The following is a 22,402-nucleotide window of genomic DNA, read 5'->3' as shown; positions in this document are numbered from 1 at the left end:
GGTGTTTTAGGCTTGATGGCGCAAATCAAGCTGCCGGAGAGACCCGCGATGGTGCCGTTTTTCGTTCAGATCAAATGCCAGCTCGGCCAGTCCTATGCCGTCGCCAACGCGATCGCCGAAGCCGAGATCGCCTCGGAGATCTATTCTACCGCCGGCGATTACGATCTGCTGGTGAAATTCTATGTCGACCGCTCGACCGATATCGGCCATTTCGTCGCCGAGAAGGTCCAGGTGGTCCCCGGCATCAAGGACACCCACACCATCATCACCTTCAAGGCGTTCGGCCCGAAGTGATCGCCGATCACTCGGCCTTGGCTTTGCGCGGGGGCCGGACCGGCCCCTGCACCGGCGGCAGCGACTTGATGTAAGCGGCGATCGCCTCGCGGTCGGCCTTGCCGAGCTGCGAGGTGTTGCGGATCACCTGAGCCATCGATCCGCCGGCACTGTCACCTTCGGGCGTCATGCCGGTCTCGAGGAAATAGGCAATGTCGCCGGCGCTCCAGTCGCCGAGGCCTTTCTGGGTGATGTTCGGCACCCAGCCCTTGCCTTCCGGATCGGGCCCGCCGGCGAAGCGCTGCGACGCCACGATGCCGCCGAGCGCATTCCGCGGGCTGTGGCACTCGGCACAGTGGCCGAAGCTGTTCACCAGATAAGCGCCACGATTCCATTGCGCCGATTGCGCCGGGTCCGGCGTGAACGTCGCGTCGTCGAAGAACAGCAGCTTCCACAGGCCGACCGCACGTCGGATGTTGAACGGGAACGGCAGCTCGTCCGGCGGCGCCCGTCCGGCCACCGCCGGCAGCGTCTTGATGTAGGCGAACAGGTCGCGGACGTCGTCGAGCCGGGCATGCGCGTAGGACGGATACGGAAACGCGGGGTAGAGATGCACGCCGCCCGGTGCGGTGCCGCGCATCACCGCGCTGACGAACTCCGCCTCGGTCCATTTGCCGATGCCGTCGTTCGGGTCAGGCGAAATATTCGGCACATGGAACGTGCCGAATTCGGATGTGAGCGCGAGCCCGCCGCCGAGCCGGGTGCGGTCGCCCTGCTTCGGCGTGGCATGGCATTCGGCACAGCCGCCCGCGATAAATACGGTGCGGCCGTTCTCCAGATCGGCGCTGCGCGATGGCAGCCGGTCGGCCGACACCGTGGCCGGTATGGTCAGCAGCCAGAGCGCCGCGACACCGATGATCGCCGCGATCAGAATCGCGGCTCCAATTGTCCTGGCCACGGCGATCTCCGCTGCCGGCGGCTCGCTAACCTTCCTTCTGGCGGAAGTTCTCGTGGCAGCTTCCGCAGGCCTTGCCGATCGGCTGCATCGCCGCCTTCAGCGTGTCGACGTCCTTGATCTTTCCTTTGGCGGCGTCGACGGCCTTGGCGAAGTCGGCGATCTCGCCGTCGAACTTGGCACGCTCGGTCCAGATTTTCGGCGAAGCGCTGTACTTGCCGTCGAACGGTTTCAGGCCTTTTGCGCTGTCCGGGAACAGCTTGGGGAGATCCTTCGCGGTCTCGTCGAACTGCTTCAGCGCCGCATCGACCGCGGCCTGATCGTAGGGGTTCTCGCCCTTGGCCATGGCGCCGAGCACCATCATGTTCCGGCCGTTGTCCTTCATCAGTTTCTGGGTCTTATCGACCAGGTCCTGCTCCGCCATCACGGCGCTCGCCGTCAGCACCAAGGCTCCGGCCACGATCACAGTTCGCAACATCAAGACGTCCTCCCGCTGGGTGTTTGAACTTGGTCACGCGCCGCCGGTTCCGCGGCTCACCGCAGGGGCGGCTTGGCGCCGCCTCCCCTCGCTTCGTCTTGTCACCTCGCCGGCCAGCCTGCCTAAAGCCGGTGGCGGCGTTCGTGTTCGCGGATCGCCATCCACACCCGCTCCGGCGTCGCCGGCATGTCGATGTGGTCGATCCGGTATTCCCGCCACAGCGCATCGATGATGGCGTTCATCACCGCCGGGCACGAGCCGATCGCCCCCGCCTCGCCCGCGCCTTTGACGCCCATCGGATTGGTGGCGCACGGCACGTTGTGGGTCTCGAACGTGATCGGCGCGCCATCGGCCGCGCGCGGCAGCGCGTAGTCCATGAACGAACCGGTGACGAGCTGGCCGTCCTCGGCGTTGTAGACCGCCTGCTCCATCAGCGCCTGACCGATGCCCTGAATGGTGCCGCCATGGACCTGGCCGGCGAGCAGCAGCGGATTCAGAGTCACGCCGAAATCGTCGACGATGACGTAGTTCACGATCCTGATCTTGCCGGTTGCCGGATCGAGTTCGATCTCGACCAGATGCGTGCCGTTGGGGAAGGTGCCATCGGCGCTCGAGAACGTCGCGCCCGCGTTCAGCTTGGCCGGATCGACGCCGGACCGTTTGGCCAGATCGGCGAACGAAATCGAGCGGTCGGTGCCGGCGATCCGGATGGTGCCGTCGCTGATCTCGAGGTCGGCGGCGCTGGTCTCCAGCGCATCGGCGGCGATGTCGCGGAGCTGCTCGCCGAGCCGATGGGTGGCGCGCTGCACGCTGACGCCGCCGGACGGGATCGAGGCCGAGCCGCCTGTGCCGAGGCCGGTCGCGACCCGGTCGGTGTCGCCCTGCACCACCCGCACCCGCTCCTGCGGCACGCCGAACTGCTCGGCGACAATCTGCGCGTAAGCGGTCTGATGTCCCTGCCCGCTCGATTGCGAGCCGATCAGCACCGTGATGTCGCCATCCGGATCCAGCACCACCTTGGCGGTTTCCTCGCCCATGGTGCCGCAGACCTCGACATAGGACGCGAGCCCAATGCCGCGCACTAGCCCGGCCTTCTTGGCGGCCTTGGCGCGCTTGCTGAAGTCCTTCCAGTCGCCGATCTCCATCGCGCGCTTCAGATGTGCGGCGAAGTCGCCGGAGTCGTACACTTTGCCGGTCGCAGTCGTGTAGGGCAGCTTGCGCGGCGGAATGAAGTTCTTGCGCCGGATCGCATCCGGCGACATCGACAGTTTGCGCGCGCAGGCGTCGACCAGACGCTCGACCACATAGGCCGCTTCGGGGCGTCCGGCGCCACGATAGGCATCGACCGGCACGGTGTGGGTGAACACGGTGCGGATGCGGCAGTGGAACGCCTGGATGTCGTACAGACCCGGCAGCATGCCGACGCCGCCATAGGGAACATACGGGCCGAACGTCGACAGATAGCCGCCGAGATCGGCGATCAGATCGACGTCCATGCCGAGAAACTTGCCGTCCTCCGCCAGCGCCATCCGCGCGGTGGTGACGTTGTCGCGTCCCTGCGAGTCGCCGACGAAGTGATCGCCGCGGTCGGCGGTCCACTTCACCGTCTTGCGCAGCTTCTTGGCGGCGACCGCGAGCAGCGCGTATTCGCGATACGGAAACAGCTTGGTGCCGAACCCGCCCCCGACATCCGGACAGATCACCCGCATCTTTTCGACAGGGATCTTCAGCAAGGTCTGACACAGGATGTCGCGCAGCCGATGGCTGCCCTGGCTGCCGACCGTGAGCGTGAAGTGATCGCGTTTGGCGTCGTACTCACAAACCGCGGCGCGGGTTTCCATATAGTTGGTGACGATGCGCGGATTGACGATCCTGATCTCGGCAATCGCGTGCGCCTTGGCGAACGCGGCCTCGGTCGCCTTCTTGTCGCCGATCCCGGCATCGAACAGCACGTTGCCGGCGTGCTCCGGCCAGACCTGCGGCGCGCCGGGCTTCACCGTATCGGCGGCGCCGATCGCCGCCGGAAGCGGCGTCCACTCCACCTCGATCGCCTCCAGCGCATCGCGGGCATGAGCCAGCGTATCGGCGACCACGAACGCGATCGCATCGCCGACATGGCGCACCTCATGGCGCGCCAGGATCGGATAGTCCGGGCTCTTGAATGGCTTGTCCGGCAGATTGAACAGACACGGCAACCCGCCGAGATCCGCGACATCGTCCGCCGTCAGGATCGTCAGCACACCGGGCAAGGCGCGCGCCGCGGCGGTGTCGAGTTCGAAGGTGGCGTGCGCATGTGGGGATCGCAGCACCAGCGCCTGTACCGATGATTGCGGCGCGTAGTCGTCGGTGTAGCGCCCCTTGCCGCGGATCAGGGGATCGTCCTCCTTGCGGAGCACACTCTGGCCGACGCCGAACTTCGTGGGAGCCAACTTGGTTGGAGCCATAGGGTCGTGACCTCCGATACGAGTTGGCGTCATCTTGCAGCGGATCGATGACCGGAGCAAACACGCCGGCCGGCTGATCGCGATGGAACACCGAAATATGAACCCGCCGACGGCGGCTCGCTCCCCCTCCGGTAGCAGGCCGGTCCAGAGCTCGACACGCACAGGCTCTGCGCACCGCGCCTCAGCCGGGAATGAAACACGCCAGATAAGAGGCCCCTCAAACAAAAAGGTGCACCGGTCGCCCGATGCACCTTTCGCAAATGATGTCAGGCGCAGTCGCCCGACCGTAACGACGTCAGTAGCAGATCACCCGGCCGTACACCGGGTTGAACACACAACCACCATAGCCGCGATAGTAGCCGCGCCCGCGGCCACGATAGTAGCCACGGCCACGTCCGCGGCCATAATAACCGCGCCCACGGCCGCGACCGCGGCCGCGCTGGGCTTCAGCCTTGCTGGTGCTGGCAGTGAGGAACAGGGCCGAGGTGCCGACGAGGCTGAAGCAGTAGATCGCCGTCAGCGTCACAGCAGCGAGAATGCGCGTCGTCCATCCCTTACGGGCCTTGGAAGCAGTCTGAGCCATATGGATTCTTCTCCCGGTCGTTAAGCAGGTTGCCGTGTGTCCCGTCGTTGGTGCGGTTGTGCGGGAAGACGGTTCAAATGCACGGGGTTCGAAGCGTCCCCGTCATCGGCATTGGGTATCAAGGTTATGATCAAGCTACGGTTTTGGTCAAGCCGCGATTGGACTCGAGGCGACTCAACGAGCGGCCGCGACAGTTGTTCCGCAACGGAGTGAACAGTGCATTTGTGGCACGGGTGCGGTGCGGCAACGACGATATCCGCGTATGTTCCGCAAGATCGTCGCGAATGCCTCGGCGTGCCCACGTTTCGCGTACAGGCTCTATTGCAATTTAAGTGAACCGCATCCAGGTGCAGATCGACACTCAGAAAGACACCCTTCGCCTTTGTCCGCGGTGACGCCGCACCTTCAGAAAAGTAGCCCATGCCCCGTCAGCACACCTACGTTCTCGGCCTCAACACCTACGACCACGACGTCAGCGCCGTCCTGCTGCGAGACGGCGAGGTCGCCTTCGGCGTTGCCAAGGAGCGCATCACCCGCGAGAAGCACGCATCCGGATTCTACAAGGAGGTGATCGACTATTGCCTGAGCGCCGAAGGCATCACGATGGCGGACGTCGATCTGGTGGTGCGCAACTGCTACATTCTACCGGTGCCGGAGATGGAAGACAGGCTGATCTTCCAGGACATGCCCGGCTTCCTGCCCGAGCATGAGCGCGGCACCGCCCGCAGCCACCCGCTGTTCCGCAACCACACCAACAAGGTGGCGACGATCTCGCATCACCTCGCGCACGCCTACAGTGCGTTCGCGCCGTGCCCGTTCGAAGAAGGCGTGGTGATGATCGTCGACGGCGTCGGCAGCTACCGGGCCGATGTCGACGAGCAGTTTCCTGGCGACGACGCCTCGCCGCTCGCCCGCGAATCCGAGAGCTACTACAAATTCAGCGGTACCAAGCTGGAGTGCTTGAAGAAGGTCTGGATGGAGCCGGAGCGCGGCTTTCTCAGCGACGAGTTCTACAACATGCCGGGGCTTGGCGCCTACTACAGCCGTGCCTCGACCTACGTGTTCGGCGACTGGAACAAATGCGGCGAGCTGATGGGCCTGGCGCCTTACGGCCGGCCCGACGCCATCCCGCCGATGCTGCAGTTCGAGAATAACAAGCTCACCGTGCCGCGTTGGACGCCGGAACTGAACCAGCCCTACATCATGGACAGCCCCGGCAAGTGGGAAGACAACCCGTCGATGCGGCACTGGGAAGATCTCGCCTGGCGGGTGCAGGACGACACCGAGCGGGTGCTGCTCGAACGTGCACGCTGGCTGCGCGAGACCACCGGGGCCAAGAACCTGTGCATCGCCGGCGGCGTCGCGCTGAACTGCGTCGCCAACGGCCGGATCGCCCGCGAGGCGGGCTTCGAGAATGTCTGGATCCAGCCCGCGGCCGGCGACGACGGCATCGCGATCGGCTGCGCTTACTACGGTCATCTGGTGATCCAGCAGAAGCAGCGCAGCTTCGAGATGAAGCACGCCTATATCGGCCGGCCGTATTCGGACGCCGAGGTCGAGGAAGCGACGCAGCGGTTCTTCGTCAAGCCGCAGATCAACATCGTTCGGTCCAGCGAGGTCTACAAGGAAACGGCACGACTGCTCGCCGACCAGAAGGTCATCGGCTGGTTTCAGGGCCGCTCGGAATTCGGGCCCCGCGCGCTCGGCCATCGCAGCCTGCTCGCCGATCCGCGCAACGCCGAAATGAAGGACATTCTCAACAGCCGGGTGAAGCATCGCCAGCCGTTCCGCCCGTTCGCGCCGATCGTCCTCAAGGAGCGCGCCGATGAGATCTTCGAGGGCAAGGGCGACTCGCCGTTCATGCTGATGGCCAAACCGGTGGCGCCGGCGTGGCGCGACAGGATTCCGGCGGTGGTCCACGTCGACGGCTCGGCCCGCGTCCAGACGGTGGACGAAGAGACCGCCCCCGATCTCTATTACATCCTGAAGGAGTTCGAAGCGCTGACCGGCGTCCCGGTGCTGGTCAACACCTCGTTCAACATCAAGGGCGAGCCGATCGTCGAGACGCCTCGCGACGCGATGGCGTGTTTCCTCACGACGGGCATCGATCATCTGGTGATGCACGACACCATCGTGTCGAAGAACAAGGCGCACCGTTTCATCAACCCGGTGCTGCAGGTGTATTCCGACGTCACCAATCTGGTGCGGTCGACCACCGCGGCTTGATCAGCCGCGCAGCAGGCGCTTGATCCAGCGCGGCCCGAACAGCACCAGGAGCGCGGCGCCGTAGACCACGGCGCCGACCACGATCAACAGCGCCAGCGCGGCCTCGCTGCGCAGCGCGGGCAGCAATGCGAGATACGTCGGCGCGAACCAGGCGGTCAGCCACAGCGCGGCACCGAGCAACACGCCGATGATGCCGAACTTGAGGATCGCGCGCACCAGCTCGCGGTCGAACTCGAGGTAGCCGGCGCGGACCGAGAAGAAGATCACCAGCAGCAGATTGATCCAGGCGCCTGCGGCGGTCGCGAGCGCCAGGCCGACCTGCGCCAGCGAGCCCATCAGGGCAAATTTCAGCACCACGTTGGTGGCGACACCGGTGAGCGCCGCCTTCACCGGAGTCGCAGTGTCCTTGCGGGCATAGAACGGCGCCACCGCGCTGCGGATCAAGACGAACGGGATCAGCGCGATCGCATAGGCAGCAAGCGTGGTGCCGGCCGAGATCGCATCGGCGCGGGTGAAGGCGCCGCGCGCAAACATCGCCCGCATGATCTCGTCCGGGACGGTGAGAAATGCGGCGACGAAAGGCACCGAGAACAGCAGCGTGAATTCGAACGCGCGGCGCTGCGATGCCTTGGCGCCGGCATCGTCGCCGGCGGTGAGCTGCCGCGACATCTCCGGCAGCAGCACGGTGCCGATCGCGATGCCGATCACGCCGATCGGCAACTGGTTGAGCCGGTCGGCATAATACAACGCCGACAGCGCGCCGGCCGGCAGGAAGGTCGCGATGATGGTATCGGCAAACAGCGCAATCTGGGTGCCCATCGAACCGACTGTCGCCGGCCCCAGCGCACGGAAGAACGCACGGACGTCCTCGTCGAGCTTCAGCTTGGAGAATCGCGGCAGTCCGCCGTGCAGCGACAAATCGCCGGCGAGCAGGAGATACTGCAGCACGCCCGAAATCAGCACGCCCCAAGCAGCAGCATGGCCTGCGCTCGGGAAGAACGCGGCGAGCGCCAGCGTCGCCATCATCGAGATGTTGAGGAAGATCGAAGCGGCGGCGGCGGAGGCAAAGCGCTGCATCACGTTGAGGATGCCGCCGTACAGCGTCACCAGGGTGATCAGCAGCAGGTATGGAAAGGTGATCCGCGTCAGCTCGATCGCCAGCGCGCGCTGCTCCGGATCGTCGGTGAAACCCGGCGCCAGAATGCTCATCATCTGCGGCATGAAGGCGAGCGCGATGGCGAGCAGCACCAGCTGCGACAGAAACAGCAGCGTGAAGATGCGGTCGGCGAACAGCTTGGCGGAGGCCTCGCCCTTCTCGCCATGGACATGCGCATAGGCCGGCACGAAGGCGGCATTGAACGCGCCCTCGGCAAAGATCGCCCGGAAATGGTTGGGCAGCCGCAGCGCGACGAAGAACGCATCCGCCACCGGACCGGCGCCGAGGATCGCCGCCAGCATGATGTCGCGGGCAAACCCGGTCAGGCGCGACAGCAGGGTGAAGCCGCCGACGGTGAAAATGCGCTTGAGCATGGGGCGCTTCTACAGGAAGTCGCGACAGCGCAAAACAGGAATGCAAGACGGCGCGCGCCCTACCCGCCCGTCATTCCGGGGCGCACGCCGCAGGCGCGCGAACCCGGAATCCAGAGGTTGGTGTGAGCGCCCTATCCGCAGCCAGGAGATTCCGGGTTCGCTCGCTCACGCGAGCGCCCCGGAATGACGAGCAGGCTCAGTGCCCGACCACGCGAACGGCGGTGCCTTACCGCCCCAGCGCGCCGCGCACGGCGTGGATGACGCGGTCCTGTGTCGGCGCGTCGAGATAAGCGTGCATCGGCAGGGCGATGACGTCGCGCGACAGCCGCTCGCACACCGGCAGGCCGCCGTCGGCAACCGGGAAGCCGCGATACGCGGTCTGCTGGTGCATCGACTTCGGATAGTAGATCGCGGTCGGGATGCCTTGCGCCTTCAGCGCCGCGGCAAAACCGTCGCGGTCGACGCCGTGCGGCAGCCGGATGGTGTACTGCGCCCACACCGAGGTGCAGTCCTCGGCAAGCCGCGGAACGGTGACGACATCGGCCAATGCTGCCGAATAGCGCTCGGCAACAACGTTGCGCGCGGCGATCTCGTCTTCGAAGATCGTCAGCTTCTGCAGCAGGATCGCCGCCTGGATGGTGTCGAGACGGCCAGTGAGGCCAAGCCGGACGTTGTCGTATTTGTCGCTGCCCTGGCCGTGGACGCGCACGCTCTTCAGCGCCTCGGCGAATTCGGAATCGTCGGTGAAGATCGCGCCGCCATCGCCGAAGCAGCCGAGCGGTTTGGCCGGGAAGAAGCTGGTGGCGGTGGCGAGGCCGAAGCTGCCGAGCTTTTGGCCGCGATGGCTGGCGCCGAAGCCCTGCGCCGCGTCGTCGAGCACGAACAGCCCTTCATCCGCCGCAAGGGCGCCGACCGCGGTGTGGTCGGCGGCCTGACCGAACAGGTCGACCGGGATGATCGCGCGCGGCTTTAGGCCGAGCTTCTTGGCAGTACCGATACCGCGCTTCAGTGATGCGATATCGATGTTGAAGGTGACCTCGTCGACATCGACGAACAGCGGCGTCGCACCGGTCAGCGCCACCGCTTCACCCGTTGCGCAGAACGTGAAGGACGGGCACAGCACGGCGTCGCCGGGACCGATGCCCTTGGCCATCAGCACCATCAACAGCGCATCGGTGCCGCTCGAGCAGGTCACGACGTGACGCGCGCCGGCGAAAGCGGCGAGCTTCGCCTCCAGCTCGATCACTTCCGGACCGTTGAGGAACTGGCAGTGGTTCAGCACCTTGCCGACCGCCTCGTCGATGCCGGCCCCCAACCTGCGGCGCTGAGCGCCGACATCGATGAAGGGCACCGGGTCGTTGCGGAGATGCTGATTCATGGGGCCTTGCCGGGTTCGGATGACGGGAATGCGCTGAAGATCGGTCGCGCGTTGGGCTAACCGGCCGCGCGGCGGGGCGCAGCGGCGGTCGCCGCGGGCCGTGCGGGCTGATCGAGACACTGGATCGCGATCTCGAGGCTGGCGACGCCCTCCTCGCCGGTCACGGCGGGCGTGCCGTTGCTGCTTACCGCATTGACGAAGGCGATCAGCTCGGCGCGTAGCGGCTCGTCGTGCCCGACCGGCAGATGCCGCATCGAATAGCTGCCGTCCGCCTTGAAGCCGAAGCACTCGGTGACCTGACGGGTCAGCAGGTCGCCCATCACGTATTTGCCGCGGGTCGCGACCGTCACGGTGCGCGCCTTGAACGGGGTCAGCCAGTTTGTGTTGATGTGCGCGAGCACACCCGAAGCGGTGCGAAACTGCAGCAGCGCGATGTCCTCGCGCTCGGCGATGGCGCTGGAGAGCTGCGGCTGCACCTCGGTGATTTCCGAGTCGGTGAACCAGCGGATCAGGTCGATGTCGTGGACGGCGAGGTCGATGACGACGCCGACATTCGACATCCGCGGCGGGAACGGGCCGACCCGGGTGATGCCGATCGACAGGATGTCCTCGTCACGAATCGCCTGCTTGATCGCTGCGACCGCCGGATTGAAGCGTTCGACATGGCCGACCATCAGGGTGACCCCGGCCTTCTTGGCGGCGGCGACGATCTCGCGGCCTTCTGCCACCGTCGAGGCGATCGGCTTCTCGACCAAGACATGGATACCGCGACCGATGCAGGTCAGCGCCACGTCGTGATGCAGATGGGTGGGTGCCGCGATGGTCACCGCGTCGACCCCGGCCAGCAGCAATTCGTCCAGCGTTGCGAAGGTCTTACAGCCGATCAGCTCGACCGCGCGGTCGCGGTGCTCCGGCAGCGGATCGACGATCCCGACCAGCGTCACTCCCGGCAGTCCCGCCAGCACCCGGCCGTGGTTGGTTCCCATCACCCCGGCGCCGATCACGCCGATCCGGAGAGAGGGGGTCTTGGCCGTTTCAGTGCTGGAAGTCATGGCATCGCGCCTTGGGAAATTGAAGGTGCGGCTTCCTACCATGCGGCCACAGATGTGGCGAACGTTCGGGAAACTTTCCCAAACACGTTTTGATTCAGTTAATTACACCGATCAGCCAAGACGCGAATTAGACGCAATAAGCTGCAGCCGAAGGTCGTCCCGAAACCAGGCGGCGAAGGCATGGACGCGGCCCTCGATCGGGATCGAGGGCTGGAAACCGAGATCCCGCTCACCCCCTGCACATCAGCAGAAGTTGCTGGCCCGTCGCCCGCGGCACTATTGCCAGATCGGGCGCAAGTCCCTACGAAGGCGGCAACTTTCGCGATGGCCGGGCGCCGCTCGCTCCTGACGACCAGTTAACTACCCACCCGAGCTATCGTCTTATGCGCCGGTTTTTGCTTTCAGCAGCCAAGATCCTGGTTTCAGCAGCGCTGCTTTATCTGGCTCTTCGGAACACCGACTTCGTCGCTCTTGCTGCTCGGATCGACGCGACAAGCCTCGGCTGGCTGGCGTTAGCCGTCGCTGCCACGATCTTTCAACTGTTCGTCAACGCCCTGCGTTGGCGGGCGATCGGTGAGTGCTGCGAGGCGCCCCTGACGACCGCCCGATCGATGCGCTACACGATGATCGGCGCTTTCTTCAATCAGACGCTGCCGTCGGCGATCGGTGGTGACGCGGTGCGGGTGTGGCTGCTCGCGCGAGCCGGCGCTGGTTGGCGGGCGGCGACCTATTCGGTGTTCGTCGATCGCGCGATGGGCCTGATCGCCTTGTCGGCGATGATCTTCGTCACGCTGCCATGGACACTCAGTTTGATCGAAGATGCCGACGGACGGCTCGGATTGATGCTGCTGGACTTCGCGGCTCTCGGTGCCGGTGCGGTGTTCCTGGCTTTGCCCTTTCTGCGGTTCGGCCTGCTTGACCGAATCTGGGCCACTCGCCACATGCGCGCCTGCTCCGAGGTCGCCGTGAAAGTGCTCTCAACCTCGAAAAGCGCAGCCATCCTCGTCGTCACGTCCTTGGTCATTACCATCCTGGCGGTGGTGATTGCTTGGTGCGTGGCCCGGGCGATCGAGGCGCCGGCGAGTTTTGCGCTGTTGCTCGAACTCGTTCCCCCGATCATGCTGATCACCATGATCCCGATTTCAATCGCGGGTTGGGGCGTTCGCGAAGCCAGCATGGGATTGGCATTTGGTTACGCCGGCCTCACCCCCGGTGACGGCGTGGCTGTTTCGTTGCTGTTCGGAGCAGTTTATTTCCTCGTGGGAGGCATCGGCGGCCTCATTTGGATCGTAAGCGCAGAGAAGGCGGCGAAGGGTGACTCCCCCATCGAGGTTCCGGAGTAGCTCGATGCGACCTACCGCGAACGGCGCATTGCGTTCCCGCGCTGGGGGAAAAGAATGATCGGGCCAGATCTCGTCTTGCTGCTCGCCATCATCTCCGCAGCCGTAGGCTGCTCCGTACTCACCTGGGCGCTGATGCCGCTGCTGGCGCGCTACGCATTGGCCCGACCGAATGCCCGGTCGTCTCACAAGATCCCTACGCCGCAAGGCGCCGGAATTGCCATCATCACCGCGACGTTGATCGTCACCACATTCGCTCTCGGATCGAGCGCTCCCGCGTTGCTGGCTTTGATGCCTCTGTTTGCCGCAGCGATCGTGATCGGGATTGTCGGCGCGGCCGACGACATCCGGCAGATCCCCGTACTTCCGCGCTTTGCTCTCCAGGCACTGTGCGTCGGCGCAGTGGTGTTCACCATGCCCGCCGACCAGCAAATTATCCAGGCTCTCCCGCTGTGGCTCGAACGCGTCGTCCTGTTGATCGGAGGTCTGTGGTTCGTCAACCTCGTCAATTTCATGGACGGCCTCGACTGGATGACAGTCGCAGAGGGCGTGCCGGTCACTTTTGCCCTTGTAGTGTTCGGGCTGTTCGGAGCGCTGTCACAGCCCTCGATGCTTCTGGCGGCAGCTCTCGGCGGCGCTCTGCTCGGTTTTGCCCCATTCAACCGGCCTGGGAGCGCCAAGGTATTTCTCGGTGACGTCGGAAGTCTGCCGATCGGACTTTTGCTCGGCTGGTGTTTGCTGCAGCTCGCCCTGCAGGGGTTTATCGCCGCGGCGCTGCTGCTGCCGTTGTACTACCTTGCCGACAGCACTCTGACACTGCTGCGGCGCATGCTGCGCCGCGAGCCGTTCTGGCTCGCACATCGTTCGCACTTCTATCAAAAAGCCACCGACAATGGGTTTTCGGTACGCGAGGTCGTCGGGATGGTATGCCTGACCAACCTCGCGCTGGCTGTGCTGGCTGGAGCGTCGATCGCACTTAAGTCCATTGCCGCCGATTGTATGCTGCTCGCCCTGGGCGGCGCCATTGTGGTGACGCTGTTGATGCGGTTCGCGCACCGCAGGGCTTGAACGCCTGTTGCAGTTCTACAGTGGCGCAGACGGCGCCGGCTCGATCCTGAACTCAGGCACCGCCCCCTTCAGGATCGCCACGACCTCGTCGTGCCGCCCCGCCACGACGGCCGCTTCGAGTGCAGCGAGCCCCTGGTGCAGGGTAGGCAATGGCAGCTCATTCGGACACGCAGCCATAATCCCGGGGATGCCGATATCGGTGGTGGGCTCGTGCTCGGCGAACAGGATCTCGTGCAACCGTTCTCCCGGTCGGACGCCGGTGAACACGATCTCGATGTCATAGCCCGGCTGCAGACCAGACAGCCGGATCATGCGCTCGGCCAATTCGACAATCTTCACCGGCTGGCCCATGCTCAACACGAAGACCGACGCGTCGACATGTTGTGACTTCAGGGCGTGGGTCGCTGCCGTGATGACCAAATCGCAGGCCTCGCGAATGGTCATGAAATAACGCACCATGTCCGGGTGCGTCACCGTCACCGGACCGCCGGCTTCGATCTGTGCCTTGAACTTCGGAACCACCGAACCGTTCGACGCCAGCACGTTGCCGAAGCGCACCGAAATCAGTCGCATCGGCGGCTTTTCGCCGGAGGCGCACGCGAGTTCGCGGTCAAGCGCCTGACAATACAACTCGGCGAACCGCTTGGTAAGGCCGAGCATCGACACCGGCTCGATCGCTTTGTCGGTTGAAATCATCACCATCGCCTCGGCTCCCGATGCGCGGGCGGCCTCCGCGACATTGACCGATCCGAAGATATTGGTTTTGACACCCTCGCCCCAATCCCGCTCGAGGATCGGTACATGCTTCAACGCTGCGGCGTGGAACACGACGTCGGGCTTGAACTCGGTGAAGAGCTTCGAGATGCGGTCGCGATCACGAATGTCGGCGATACGCCCCTCGATCTTGGTGTTGCTGGCTCTTGCCGCCAGCGCTTCCGTCGCGGCGTAGAGAGCTGGCTCGGAATGCTCGATTACCAACAGACGCGCAGCACCGAAAGTCGCAACGCGGTCGCAAATTTCGTAGCCGATCGAACCTCCGCCCCCCGTAACGACGATAGACTTCCCCTTCAGCAGCCCCTCGAGACGCCTATAGTCGATATCCACGCTTGGCCGAAGCAGCAGGTCTTCCACCGCGACCGGCGCCAGCCGCGGGGAGTCACCGCTCTCCTCAAGCGAGGGAAGCCGACTGACCGACAAACCGAGCTTGCGCGCGCGCATCAGAGTGGCCTCGGGCTCGGCTCCCTCCTCGAATGCGGACGGCGTCATCACGACATGGCGGATCGGCTTATTGCGACCGGCAAAATCCTCCACGACGTCTTGCAGATCATCCAGCCCACCGAGCACCGGGATGCTTCTGATCGACTGCCCCCGATCCGAGCAAGCCGGCGACAAAATACCGACCGCCCAAAGCCGATTGACCGCGCCGCTTTCGATCCCCCGCAGAAACACCTCGGCATCGGCGGCCTTACCGATCAACAGCGTCGGCGCTGCATCCATCCGGCGCGCCTTGTTGCGCGTGCGCGTATAGCGAAAGTAACGGTATGCGAGGCGCGAACCAGCGAGGAAAAACACCTCGAGAAACCAATACAGAACGATTGTCATCTTCCCGAGGAAGAACGTCCCGTACATGTTTGGCGCCAGAAAGATGTAGTCTAGCACCAGCAGCGCAATCGTCAGGACGCTCGCAACCCGCAGAATGTTGAGCAGGTCCGGGATCGAGATGAAGCGCCACTTCGTGGTCGTAAGCTGAAACAGATAGCAGACGAAAAAGCTGAAGCCCACGAAGTACGGCAGAATCGTCAGCAACAGCGGCAAACGATCCCACAGATTCTCACCATCAAACCGCAAATAGAAGCTGAGCAGCACTGCGGCCGCCGTCGCGAGCAGATCGTGCAATGCGATCAGCCAATTGCGGTAGGTGAACGACCGGATCGACGTCAGCATTGCATGTTCTTCTCGCGATGATCCGGAATGGCCGACATGGTCAGGATTGCCCCTCGCGCGCCCGCGCGACCAGCGAGGTGGTGCTGAAACCAGGCAGCACGTCGACCAGCAGCACGTCCCCGCCTTTGGCCGTAACGATCTCGTGGCCGACAACTTGTTCGCGTGTGTAGTCGCCACCTTTAACCAGCACGCTCGGCTCGATCCGCGTGATGAGCCGCAGCGGCGTATCCTCTTCGAAGATTGCAACCAAATCGACCGCCTCGAGCGCGGCCAGGACTTCGGCGCGGGCGCGTTCGTGCTGCACGGGGCGACTCTCGCCCTTCAGTCGTCGCACCGAGGCGTCACTGTTCAGGCCGACGATCAACCGATCGCAGGCGCCGCGCGCGGCGGTGAGCACTTTGACGTGGCCTGGGTGCAGAATATCGAAGCAGCCATTGGTAAAGCCGACCCGCAAGCCTTCCCGGCGCCACTGTTTCAACCGCTCGTCGAGGTCCGCGTCACCACCGATAATCTTCTCTTCCGCCGCCAGCGAGGCATGCGGCAGGATCCGTCGGCGCAGTTCACCAGGCGTCACCACCGCGGTGCCGTTCTTGCTCACCGCCACGGCCGCAGCGGCGCTCGCTGCCCGCATCGCGGTGGCCCAATTCGCTCCGGACGCCAGCACCACCGCCAGCACCGCCGCCACCGTATCACCAGCGCCAGAGACGTCTCGAACCTTTACCGGTAGCGCCGGTACGTGAATCGGCTCGCCTCCGCGCGGCACCAGCGTCATGCCGTGCTCGCTCTTGGTCACCAGCATCGCCTCACATTCGGTAAGCGCCATCGCGTCTTGGGCCGCCGCGGCAATTTCAGCGTCGGTCGCCGCTGCGCTACGTGTCGCAGCGGAGAATTCCTTGCGGTTCGGCGTCAACAGCGTAGCACCGCGATAGATCTCGAAGTTGGCGCTTTTCGGATCGACGATAACCCGCTTGCCGAGTTTTTTAGCGGCATCGATGGTCTCGCGAATCACTCGCGCGGTCAGCACGCCCTTGGCATAGTCCGAGAGGAGGACGATATCTGCCCGCGACAGCTGCGGTAGGATCGCTTCAAGCAAACGCTGCTCGACTTCCCCGCTGGCCGCAGAAGCGGTCTCCCAGTCGGCACGCAGCATATGGGTCGAGAAGTGCTCGGAGACGAAGCGCACCTTGCGGGTCGTCGGCCGCGAAGTATCGCGCACCAGTACCGGTTCGATCCGCGGCTCGTTGGCGAGTTCGGCCTCGAGCGCCCGACCGGTGACGTCATCTCCGATGAGTCCGACGAAGATGCAGCTTGCTCCGATCGCCGCGATATTGCGGGCGACATTACCGGCACCGCCGATATTGGTCTCGCTGCGCTGAACGGCGATCACCGGCGTAGGCGCCTCCGGCGAAATACGTGACACCTCGCCGTAAACGAATTCGTCGAGCATCAGATCGCCGACGCACAGGACGGTCTGACGAGCGATCGTTTGCAGCAGGGCGTCGAAACTGAACATCCGATTCCAAACAGTTTGCGCGATCAGCGGAAGCGATCGCTGCGGTCGAGGTAACCCTTAACGTAAGACGCGACGGCCTCTTCGAGCGGGGTGAAGCCGCCGTTGTAGCCTGCGGCGCGCAGCCGGTCGCCCTCGCTCTGGGTGAAATACTGATAGCTGCCGCGAATCTGTTCCGGCATATCGATGTACTCGATCTGCGGCGGCGTTCCGAGCGCGGCGTAAGCCGACAGGATCAGGTCGCGAAAGCTACGGGCGTGGCTGGTGCCCACATTGAAGATGCCGCTGACATCTGGAGAGTTGAACAGCCACATCATCACCCGCACCACGTCGTCGACATAGATGAAGTCGCGTCTCTGGTCGCCATCGGCGATACCATCGCGGTGCGACTTGAACAACTGCACCACCCGTCCGGACTTGATGTCGTGGAACCGCCGCGCCAGCACACTGGCCATGGTGTCCTTGTGATACTCGTTCGGCCCGAACACGTTAAAAAACTTCAAGCCCGCCCATTGCGGCGGCAGTTTCTCACCTTTGGCGGCCCGTTCTGCCACCACCAGGTCGAACAGATGCTTGCTCCAGCCGTAGAGATTCATCGGCCGCAGCTTCTTCAGCGCGGCCAGAGAGAAATCGTCATCGAACCCGTGCTCGCCGTCGCCGTAGGTCGCTGCCGACGAGGCGTAGATCAGCGGCGTGCCGGTTTCGGTGCACCAGTCGAGCAGCCGCAGCGATAGCCGGAAATTGTTCTCCATCACCATGTCGCCGTCGGTGGCGGTGGTCGCGGAGATCGCCCCCATGTGGAAGACAGCGTCCAGCTTGCGGCCTTTCAGCCATTCGGCGAGTTCCGCAGGCGGAACGAAATCAGCAAGCTGCCGCTTGGCGAGGTTCTTCCACTTGCCGTCATGGCCGAGAAAGTCGGACACCGCCACATCGGCCCGCCCGGCCTCGTTCAACGCCGCGACCAGATTCGATCCGATAAATCCGGCTCCGCCGGTGACCAGCAGCATGACTTCTCCGCCTTGATTTGCGTGGCCAGCTTTGCCCCACTCCGCTCAAGCAGGCAACTTTCAACCCTGAATTGTTGTGAATGGAGCGCGTCTCGCGCGCGAAATGCCGGCTAGACGCCGGCCGCAGCAGGCGCTAACCGGCTGGGCCGACCAGTCCCTGCCCAGCAGGGCACCCAGAACAAGCGATGAATTACGAATCACTCAAAGCCAGCTTGGCCAAAGCGCCCGACCGCGATGAAACCAGCCCGGTCCTGCTGGTCCCATATATGTGGATTGGCGATTTCGTGCGCTGCCACACCGTGGTACGGGTATTGAAAGACCGCTGGCCGAACCGGCCGGTCGACGTCCTAACCACCACGCTTTGCGCGCCGCTGGTCGACTATATGCCCGGGGTGCGCCAAGGCATTGTCTGGGATCTGCCGCGCAGCAAGATCTCGCTGTCTCAGGAGCGGGCGCTGGCAGCAAGGCTGCGACAGGAGGGCTACGGCACCTCCGTGGTGATGCCGCGCACCTTCAAGTCCACCATCGCTCCTTGGCTTGCCGGTATCCCGAAACGCACCGGCTTCATTGGCGAGGTCCGGTTCGGTCTGCTCAATGACTGGCGACGCGGCGAGAAGGCGCTGCCGCGGATGATCGACCGCTGCGCCGCCCTTGCACTGCCGCCATTGCCCGAATTACCGCTGGATTGGCCCGAACCGCAGCTTCAGGTGCCGGAGGCCGAGATCGCGGCCTGGCGGCAAGCCAACGGCCTGCACGGCCGAACCGTGGTCGCGCTCGCGCCCGGCGCGGTTGGTCCGGCGAAGCGCTGGAGCTACTACGTCGAAGCCGGCAAGGCGCTGGCCGAGCGCGGTTTTGAGGTGTGGGTGGTCGGCGGCCCGGGCGAAACCGCCAAGGCGCAGGAAATTGTCGAAGCCGGCGGCCCGCGTGTCCGCGATCTCACCGGCACAGACCTGCGCAACGGCATCCTGGCGCTGGCGGCGGCCGATCTGGTGATCTCCAACGATTCCGGCCTGCTCCACGTCTCCGCCGCGATCGGCAGCCGGACCATCGGCATCTTCGGCCCGACCAGCCCTTGGCATTATGCCCCGCTCAACCCGATCGAGACGGTGATCCAGGCGCCCGGGGATATCCCCTGCCGGCCCTGCCACAAGCCGGTTTGCCGGATGGAGCATCACCGCTGCATGCGCGACATCGCGGTCGGGGACGTGACCACCGCGGCGCTGCGCGCGCTGCAGGCCGCCGGCATCGCACCGGCGGTCTGAGCCCCTTGGCTTGCGCCGGCCCCCGCCCTGCGCTTTACCAGAGCCATCAGTTTCAGCCTTCAGGTGTGACGTGAGCCAGGACAAGATCGCCGCCCATTTCCAGCTCTCGCTTGCCGCGATGACTGCTGCCGCCGGCGATGCAACTCTGCTGGCCGCGTCGCGGGCCATCGCAGCGGCATCGATCAAGGCGCTGCAGCAGGGCCGCAAGATTCTGCTCGCCGGCAATGGCGGCAGCGCTGCCGACGCCCAGCACATCGCGGCCGAGATTATCGGCCGCTACAAGCGCGAGCGCGGCGCCTGGCCCGCAGTGGCGCTGACCACCGACACTTCGGCACTCACGGCGATCGCCAACGACTACGGCTTCGAGCGCGTTTTCGCCCGGCAGGTCGAAGGTCTAGGCCAGCCCGGGGACGTCTTCATCGGCATCACCACCTCCGGTCGCTCGCCGAACATCCTCGCGGCGCTCGAAGTCGCGCGGCAGCGCGGCCTCGTCACCGTCGGCATGACCGGCCCGAGCGGCGGATCGATGGGCGCGCTGTGCGATCATGTTCTGATTGCGCCGGGGCCCGAAACCGCGCTGGTTCAGCAAATCCACTTGATGGCAGCACACGCGATCTGCGACGAGATCGAAGCAGCGCTCGGCACGCCGGCGCTATGACCGCGTCCGCGCCGCGCCGGCCCGCCGCCTTCCTCGATCGCGACGGCGTCATCAACTACAACGATCACTATGTCGGCACGCGCGAGCGCCTGCGCTGGATGCCGGGCATCGCCGCGGCGATCCGGCGGCTTAACGCGGCCGGCTACTACGTCTTCATCATCACCAACCAGTCCGGCGTCGCGCGCGGCATGTTCAGTGAGGACGACGTCCGTGCCTTGCATCGCTGGATGCAGGATGAATTGCGGGCTCAAGGCGCGCAGATCGACGATATCCGGTTTTGCCCGCATCATGTCGACGGAACGATCGACGCTTATCGGGTCGCCTGCGAGCATCGCAAGCCGGGGCCCGGCATGATCCTGGATCTCGCCAAGGCCTGGCCGGTCGACATGACGCGCAGCTTCGTGATCGGCGACAGCGCAAGTGATATCGAAGCAGCACAAGCTGCCGGCATTCCCGGTTTTCGCTTCGAGAGCGAAGATATCGATGGCTTCGTCAAACAGGTGCTGATCGAGATGCAGCGCACCACTGCATCCAACTAACCGAGCAACTGCTCGGCCGCCTCGATCGCCTGCCGTACCGAGGGACCGCCGCTCTTGCTGCCGAGCACCCGCATCGCGCCGCTGCCGACCGGCCCGGTCAGTCCCGGATCGGTCGCGACATAAATCCCGACCAGCGGCACCCGATACGCGGCGGCAAGATGCAACAGGCCGGTGTCGACGCCGATGATCACCGTGGCGCGCGCGATCACGCCCGCGGTGAGATCAAGCCGCTGACGCGGCAGCACGCGGCTGCCCGGAATCTCGTTCGACAGCAATTCGGCGGTCTGCCGTTCGGTCTCGGTGCCCCAAGGTAGCACGGCCTGCAGCCCCCGAGCGTGCAGCCAACGGCCGGTCTCGATCCAATCCTCGGCGCGCCACTCCTTCGACGTCCGCGAAGTGCCGTGCAGCAGCAGCGCATAAGGCGCGTCACCGCTGCGTCCCGGTTTGATCAGTCCGTAGTCGATCTCGTCAGGGGGACGATAGCCGAGCGACAGAGCAGTGAGCTCACGGTTGCGCGCCACCGCGTGCAGCGCCCGACTGACACTATGACGGATGTTGTAGAACCGCGACGCCAGAGGCTCGCGGATGCTCTGTGCGTCGTAGCCGTGGCGCTCGCCCTGCGCGAGCCGCGCGATGATCGCGGAGCGGATCAGGCCCTGCGTGTCGATCACCTTGTCGAACTCGGGCTCGCGCAAACGGGTGTTGAAATCGCCGATCTCGCGCCAGGTGGCGCGGCTCGTCAGATGTGACCGCCAGCGCCGCGTCGCCACCGGGATCACCTCGGCAACCGAAGGGTGGAGCTGCGCCAGCGGCGCGAACGCCTCTTCCACCACCCAGCTTATCCGCAAGCCCGGCATCGCGCGCGCAGCGTCGGCGATCGCGGGCATCTGGTGCACCACGTCACCGAGCGAAGAGGTCTTGATGATGAGGATGTCCGACATTGACGCAGAAGGCCCGCAATTGCCGCGGTCCTCGTTACAGATTGACAACCATAGAGTCGAATCCCCGGCGAAACCGCTGGCAATTCGCGCATTCGATGGCCCCGCTATACCGCAATTCCATTGTTTGTCGACAGGCTGGCCCTGATGCGTTCGACGAACCTGCAGCTTGGACGGAAACCAAGATGACCGTACTCGTCACCGGCGGCGCCGGTTACATCGGAAGCCACACGGTTCTGGCGCTGGTCGAGGCCGGCGAAAGCGTGGTGGTGATCGACAATCTATCCACCGGCTTTTCGCAGTTCGTTCCCGAAGGCGTGCCGCTGTTCATCGGCGATGCAGGCGACGAAAATCTGGTCGACGGTGTGATCGCCTCGCACCAGGTCGATGCCATCATCCATATCGCCGGTTCGGTGATCGTCTCCGAATCGATGCGCGATCCGCTCAGCTACTATCGCAACAACACCTCGGTTTCGCGCAGCGTTTTGAGTGCCGCGGCGCGGCGCGGCATCAAGAGCCTGGTGTTCTCGTCGACCGCAGCCGTATACGGCAATCCAGATCAGGTTCCGATCGGCGAGGACGCGCCGACGCGCCCGGCGTCACCCTACGGCCGCTCAAAGCTGATGACCGAAATCATGCTGCATGATGCATCGATCGCGTGCGGCATCAACTACGTGACACTGCGCTACTTCAACGTCGCCGGTGCCGATCCGCATGCGCGGATCGGTCTGGCGACCGCCGGCGCCACGCATCTTCTCAAGATCGCCGTGGAGGCCGCCACCTGCCAGCGCAGACGGATCGACGTCTACGGCACCGATTATCCCACTCCCGATGGCAGTTGCATCCGCGACTTCGTTCACGTCGCCGACCTCGCGCAGGCTCACTGCGCCGCGCTCAAATATTTGCGCGCAGGCGGCAAGCCGGTGACCTTGAATTGCGGCTACGGCCGCGGCTATTCGGTGCTCGAAACGATCGACACCGTCAAACGCGTGGCGGGGCGCAATTTCGCTGTCGCCTCCGCAGGACGCCGACCCGGCGACATCATGACGATGGTCGCCGACACCAGCCGGATCCGCCATACACTCGATTGGACACCGCATTATAACGACCTTGAGACCATCGCCACGCATGCGCTGGCGTGGGAGCAAAAGCTGGTGCGCATGCGCCAAGGGATTGAATTACAAGCCATTCCGGCCTGAAAGCGGGACCGGTTCCGC

19 protein-coding genes are annotated in these 22,402 nt (G+C 64.6%); 8 read left to right on the top strand and 11 right to left on the bottom strand.

Annotation, left to right across the window (positions count from 1 at the left end; genetic code table 11):
- Nucleotides 1–48 precede the first annotated feature (48 nt).
- Nucleotides 49–294 (top strand): Lrp/AsnC ligand binding domain-containing protein, encoded by a 246-nt coding sequence (locus tag DY468_RS00965; RefSeq protein WP_110788678.1) that lies wholly within the window; start codon nucleotides 49–51, stop codon nucleotides 292–294.
- Nucleotides 295–301: 7 nt separating this feature from the next.
- On the opposite strand, the gene DY468_RS00960 is transcribed toward DY468_RS00965, so the two are convergent.
- The 4 genes from DY468_RS00960 to DY468_RS00945 form a co-directional block, all read right to left on the bottom strand.
- Nucleotides 302–1,231, bottom strand: coding sequence for a c-type cytochrome (locus DY468_RS00960; protein WP_164601521.1), 930 nt, complete (start codon nucleotides 1,229–1,231; stop codon nucleotides 302–304).
- Nucleotides 1,232–1,256: 25 nt separating this feature from the next.
- Nucleotides 1,257–1,706 (bottom strand): c-type cytochrome, encoded by a 450-nt coding sequence (locus DY468_RS00955; protein ID WP_164601519.1) that lies wholly within the window; start codon nucleotides 1,704–1,706, stop codon nucleotides 1,257–1,259.
- A gap of 122 nt (nucleotides 1,707–1,828) precedes the next feature.
- Nucleotides 1,829–4,150 carry a xanthine dehydrogenase family protein molybdopterin-binding subunit gene (locus tag DY468_RS00950; protein ID WP_164601517.1) on the bottom strand — a complete coding sequence of 774 codons (2,322 nt, stop codon included), beginning with the start codon at nucleotides 4,148–4,150 and terminating at the stop codon, nucleotides 1,829–1,831.
- Nucleotides 4,151–4,445: 295 nt separating this feature from the next.
- On the bottom strand, nucleotides 4,446–4,733 hold the full coding sequence (locus DY468_RS00945) for a hypothetical protein (RefSeq protein WP_110788682.1): 288 nt from the start codon (nucleotides 4,731–4,733) through the stop codon (nucleotides 4,446–4,448).
- Nucleotides 4,734–5,153: 420 nt separating this feature from the next.
- On the opposite strand from DY468_RS00945, the gene DY468_RS00940 reads away from it, so the two are divergent.
- A complete protein-coding gene (locus tag DY468_RS00940; RefSeq protein WP_164601515.1) occupies nucleotides 5,154–6,959 on the top strand; it encodes a carbamoyltransferase family protein in 1,806 nt (601 codons plus the stop codon).
- On the opposite strand, the gene murJ is transcribed toward DY468_RS00940, so the two are convergent.
- The 3 genes from murJ to DY468_RS00925 form a co-directional block, all read right to left on the bottom strand.
- Complete coding sequence (gene murJ, locus DY468_RS00935; protein ID WP_164601513.1) at nucleotides 6,960–8,489, bottom strand: murein biosynthesis integral membrane protein MurJ; 1,530 nt, start codon at nucleotides 8,487–8,489, stop codon at nucleotides 6,960–6,962.
- A gap of 226 nt (nucleotides 8,490–8,715) precedes the next feature.
- On the bottom strand, nucleotides 8,716–9,867 hold the full coding sequence (locus tag DY468_RS00930) for a DegT/DnrJ/EryC1/StrS family aminotransferase (RefSeq protein ID WP_164601511.1): 1,152 nt from the start codon (nucleotides 9,865–9,867) through the stop codon (nucleotides 8,716–8,718).
- A 56-nt stretch (nucleotides 9,868–9,923) separates the two neighbouring features.
- Nucleotides 9,924–10,919, bottom strand: coding sequence for a Gfo/Idh/MocA family protein (locus DY468_RS00925; protein WP_164601509.1), 996 nt, complete (start codon nucleotides 10,917–10,919; stop codon nucleotides 9,924–9,926).
- Nucleotides 10,920–11,302: 383 nt separating this feature from the next.
- Between DY468_RS00925 and DY468_RS00920 the strand changes: the two genes are divergently transcribed.
- Both DY468_RS00920 and DY468_RS00915 read left to right on the top strand, forming a co-directional pair.
- Nucleotides 11,303–12,262: a lysylphosphatidylglycerol synthase transmembrane domain-containing protein gene (locus DY468_RS00920; protein ID WP_164601507.1), complete on the top strand. Its 960-nt coding sequence runs from the start codon at nucleotides 11,303–11,305 to the stop codon at nucleotides 12,260–12,262.
- Between the two features lie 54 nt (nucleotides 12,263–12,316).
- Entirely contained in the window at nucleotides 12,317–13,327 is a 1,011-nt protein-coding gene (locus DY468_RS00915) for an MraY family glycosyltransferase (RefSeq protein ID WP_164601505.1), read from the top strand.
- 15 nt (nucleotides 13,328–13,342) lie between these two features.
- On the opposite strand, the gene DY468_RS00910 is transcribed toward DY468_RS00915, so the two are convergent.
- Genes DY468_RS00910 through rfaD form a run of 3 tightly spaced genes read right to left on the bottom strand, consistent with a single transcriptional unit; the run spans nucleotide 13,343 to nucleotide 17,788 of the window.
- On the bottom strand, nucleotides 13,343–15,271 hold the full coding sequence (locus tag DY468_RS00910; protein WP_164601503.1) for a polysaccharide biosynthesis protein: 1,929 nt from the start codon (nucleotides 15,269–15,271) through the stop codon (nucleotides 13,343–13,345).
- Nucleotides 15,272–15,311: 40 nt separating this feature from the next.
- Complete coding sequence (gene rfaE1, locus DY468_RS00905; RefSeq protein WP_164601501.1) at nucleotides 15,312–16,784, bottom strand: D-glycero-beta-D-manno-heptose-7-phosphate kinase; 1,473 nt, start codon at nucleotides 16,782–16,784, stop codon at nucleotides 15,312–15,314.
- 23 nt (nucleotides 16,785–16,807) lie between these two features.
- Nucleotides 16,808–17,788 (bottom strand): ADP-glyceromanno-heptose 6-epimerase, encoded by a 981-nt coding sequence (rfaD, locus tag DY468_RS00900; protein ID WP_164601499.1) that lies wholly within the window; start codon nucleotides 17,786–17,788, stop codon nucleotides 16,808–16,810.
- A gap of 185 nt (nucleotides 17,789–17,973) precedes the next feature.
- Between rfaD and waaF the strand changes: the two genes are divergently transcribed.
- The 3 genes from waaF to DY468_RS00885 all read left to right on the top strand — a co-directional run bounded on the left by waaF (nucleotide 17,974) and on the right by DY468_RS00885 (nucleotide 20,247).
- On the top strand, nucleotides 17,974–19,050 hold the full coding sequence (gene waaF, locus DY468_RS00895; RefSeq protein ID WP_164601497.1) for a lipopolysaccharide heptosyltransferase II: 1,077 nt from the start codon (nucleotides 17,974–17,976) through the stop codon (nucleotides 19,048–19,050).
- A 70-nt stretch (nucleotides 19,051–19,120) separates the two neighbouring features.
- Entirely contained in the window at nucleotides 19,121–19,708 is a 588-nt protein-coding gene (locus DY468_RS00890) for a D-sedoheptulose 7-phosphate isomerase (RefSeq protein WP_164601495.1), read from the top strand.
- The gene (locus tag DY468_RS00885; RefSeq protein WP_164601493.1) at nucleotides 19,705–20,247 is read left to right on the top strand and encodes an HAD family hydrolase; all 543 of its coding nucleotides are present in this window, start codon (nucleotides 19,705–19,707) and stop codon (nucleotides 20,245–20,247) included. Before DY468_RS00890 ends, DY468_RS00885 begins: the two co-directional genes overlap by 4 nt.
- On the opposite strand, the gene waaC is transcribed toward DY468_RS00885, so the two are convergent.
- Complete coding sequence (gene waaC, locus DY468_RS00880) at nucleotides 20,244–21,188, bottom strand: lipopolysaccharide heptosyltransferase I (protein ID WP_164601491.1); 945 nt, start codon at nucleotides 21,186–21,188, stop codon at nucleotides 20,244–20,246. The genes DY468_RS00885 and waaC overlap by 4 nt on opposite strands.
- 182 nt (nucleotides 21,189–21,370) lie before the next feature.
- Between waaC and galE the strand changes: the two genes are divergently transcribed.
- Nucleotides 21,371–22,384, top strand: coding sequence for a UDP-glucose 4-epimerase GalE (gene galE / locus DY468_RS00875; RefSeq protein ID WP_164601663.1), 1,014 nt, complete (start codon nucleotides 21,371–21,373; stop codon nucleotides 22,382–22,384).
- The last annotated feature ends 18 nt before the right edge of the window (nucleotides 22,385–22,402 follow it).

The organism is Rhodopseudomonas sp. BR0M22 (genome assembly GCF_010907035.1).
Lineage (GTDB): Bacteria > Pseudomonadota > Alphaproteobacteria > Rhizobiales > Xanthobacteraceae > Rhodopseudomonas.
This window is presented reverse-complemented; position numbering and strand designations above follow the sequence as displayed.

What these genes read in the sequence shown, in the direction of transcription:
- DY468_RS00965 (WP_110788678.1), top strand. Translation starts at nt 49, where the DNA reads ATGGTGCCGTTTTTCGTTCAGATCAAATGCCAGCTCGGCCAGTCCTAT.
- DY468_RS00955 (WP_164601519.1), bottom strand. Translation starts at nt 1,706, where the DNA reads ATGTTGCGAACTGTGATCGTGGCCGGAGCCTTGGTGCTGACGGCGAGC.
- DY468_RS00950 (WP_164601517.1), bottom strand. Translation starts at nt 4,150, where the DNA reads ATGGCTCCAACCAAGTTGGCTCCCACGAAGTTCGGCGTCGGCCAGAGT.
- DY468_RS00945 (WP_110788682.1), bottom strand. Translation starts at nt 4,733, where the DNA reads ATGGCTCAGACTGCTTCCAAGGCCCGTAAGGGATGGACGACGCGCATT.
- DY468_RS00940 (WP_164601515.1), top strand. Translation starts at nt 5,154, where the DNA reads ATGCCCCGTCAGCACACCTACGTTCTCGGCCTCAACACCTACGACCAC.
- murJ (WP_164601513.1), bottom strand. Translation starts at nt 8,489, where the DNA reads ATGCTCAAGCGCATTTTCACCGTCGGCGGCTTCACCCTGCTGTCGCGC.
- DY468_RS00930 (WP_164601511.1), bottom strand. Translation starts at nt 9,867, where the DNA reads ATGAATCAGCATCTCCGCAACGACCCGGTGCCCTTCATCGATGTCGGC.
- DY468_RS00925 (WP_164601509.1), bottom strand. Translation starts at nt 10,919, where the DNA reads ATGACTTCCAGCACTGAAACGGCCAAGACCCCCTCTCTCCGGATCGGC.
- DY468_RS00920 (WP_164601507.1), top strand. Translation starts at nt 11,303, where the DNA reads ATGCGCCGGTTTTTGCTTTCAGCAGCCAAGATCCTGGTTTCAGCAGCG.
- DY468_RS00915 (WP_164601505.1), top strand. Translation starts at nt 12,317, where the DNA reads ATGATCGGGCCAGATCTCGTCTTGCTGCTCGCCATCATCTCCGCAGCC.
- DY468_RS00910 (WP_164601503.1), bottom strand. Translation starts at nt 15,271, where the DNA reads ATGCTGACGTCGATCCGGTCGTTCACCTACCGCAATTGGCTGATCGCA.
- rfaE1 (WP_164601501.1), bottom strand. Translation starts at nt 16,784, where the DNA reads ATGTTCAGTTTCGACGCCCTGCTGCAAACGATCGCTCGTCAGACCGTC.
- rfaD (WP_164601499.1), bottom strand. Translation starts at nt 17,788, where the DNA reads ATGCTGCTGGTCACCGGCGGAGCCGGATTTATCGGATCGAATCTGGTC.
- waaF (WP_164601497.1), top strand. Translation starts at nt 17,974, where the DNA reads ATGAATTACGAATCACTCAAAGCCAGCTTGGCCAAAGCGCCCGACCGC.
- DY468_RS00885 (WP_164601493.1), top strand. Translation starts at nt 19,705, where the DNA reads ATGACCGCGTCCGCGCCGCGCCGGCCCGCCGCCTTCCTCGATCGCGAC.
- waaC (WP_164601491.1), bottom strand. Translation starts at nt 21,188, where the DNA reads ATGTCGGACATCCTCATCATCAAGACCTCTTCGCTCGGTGACGTGGTG.
- galE (WP_164601663.1), top strand. Translation starts at nt 21,371, where the DNA reads ATGACCGTACTCGTCACCGGCGGCGCCGGTTACATCGGAAGCCACACG.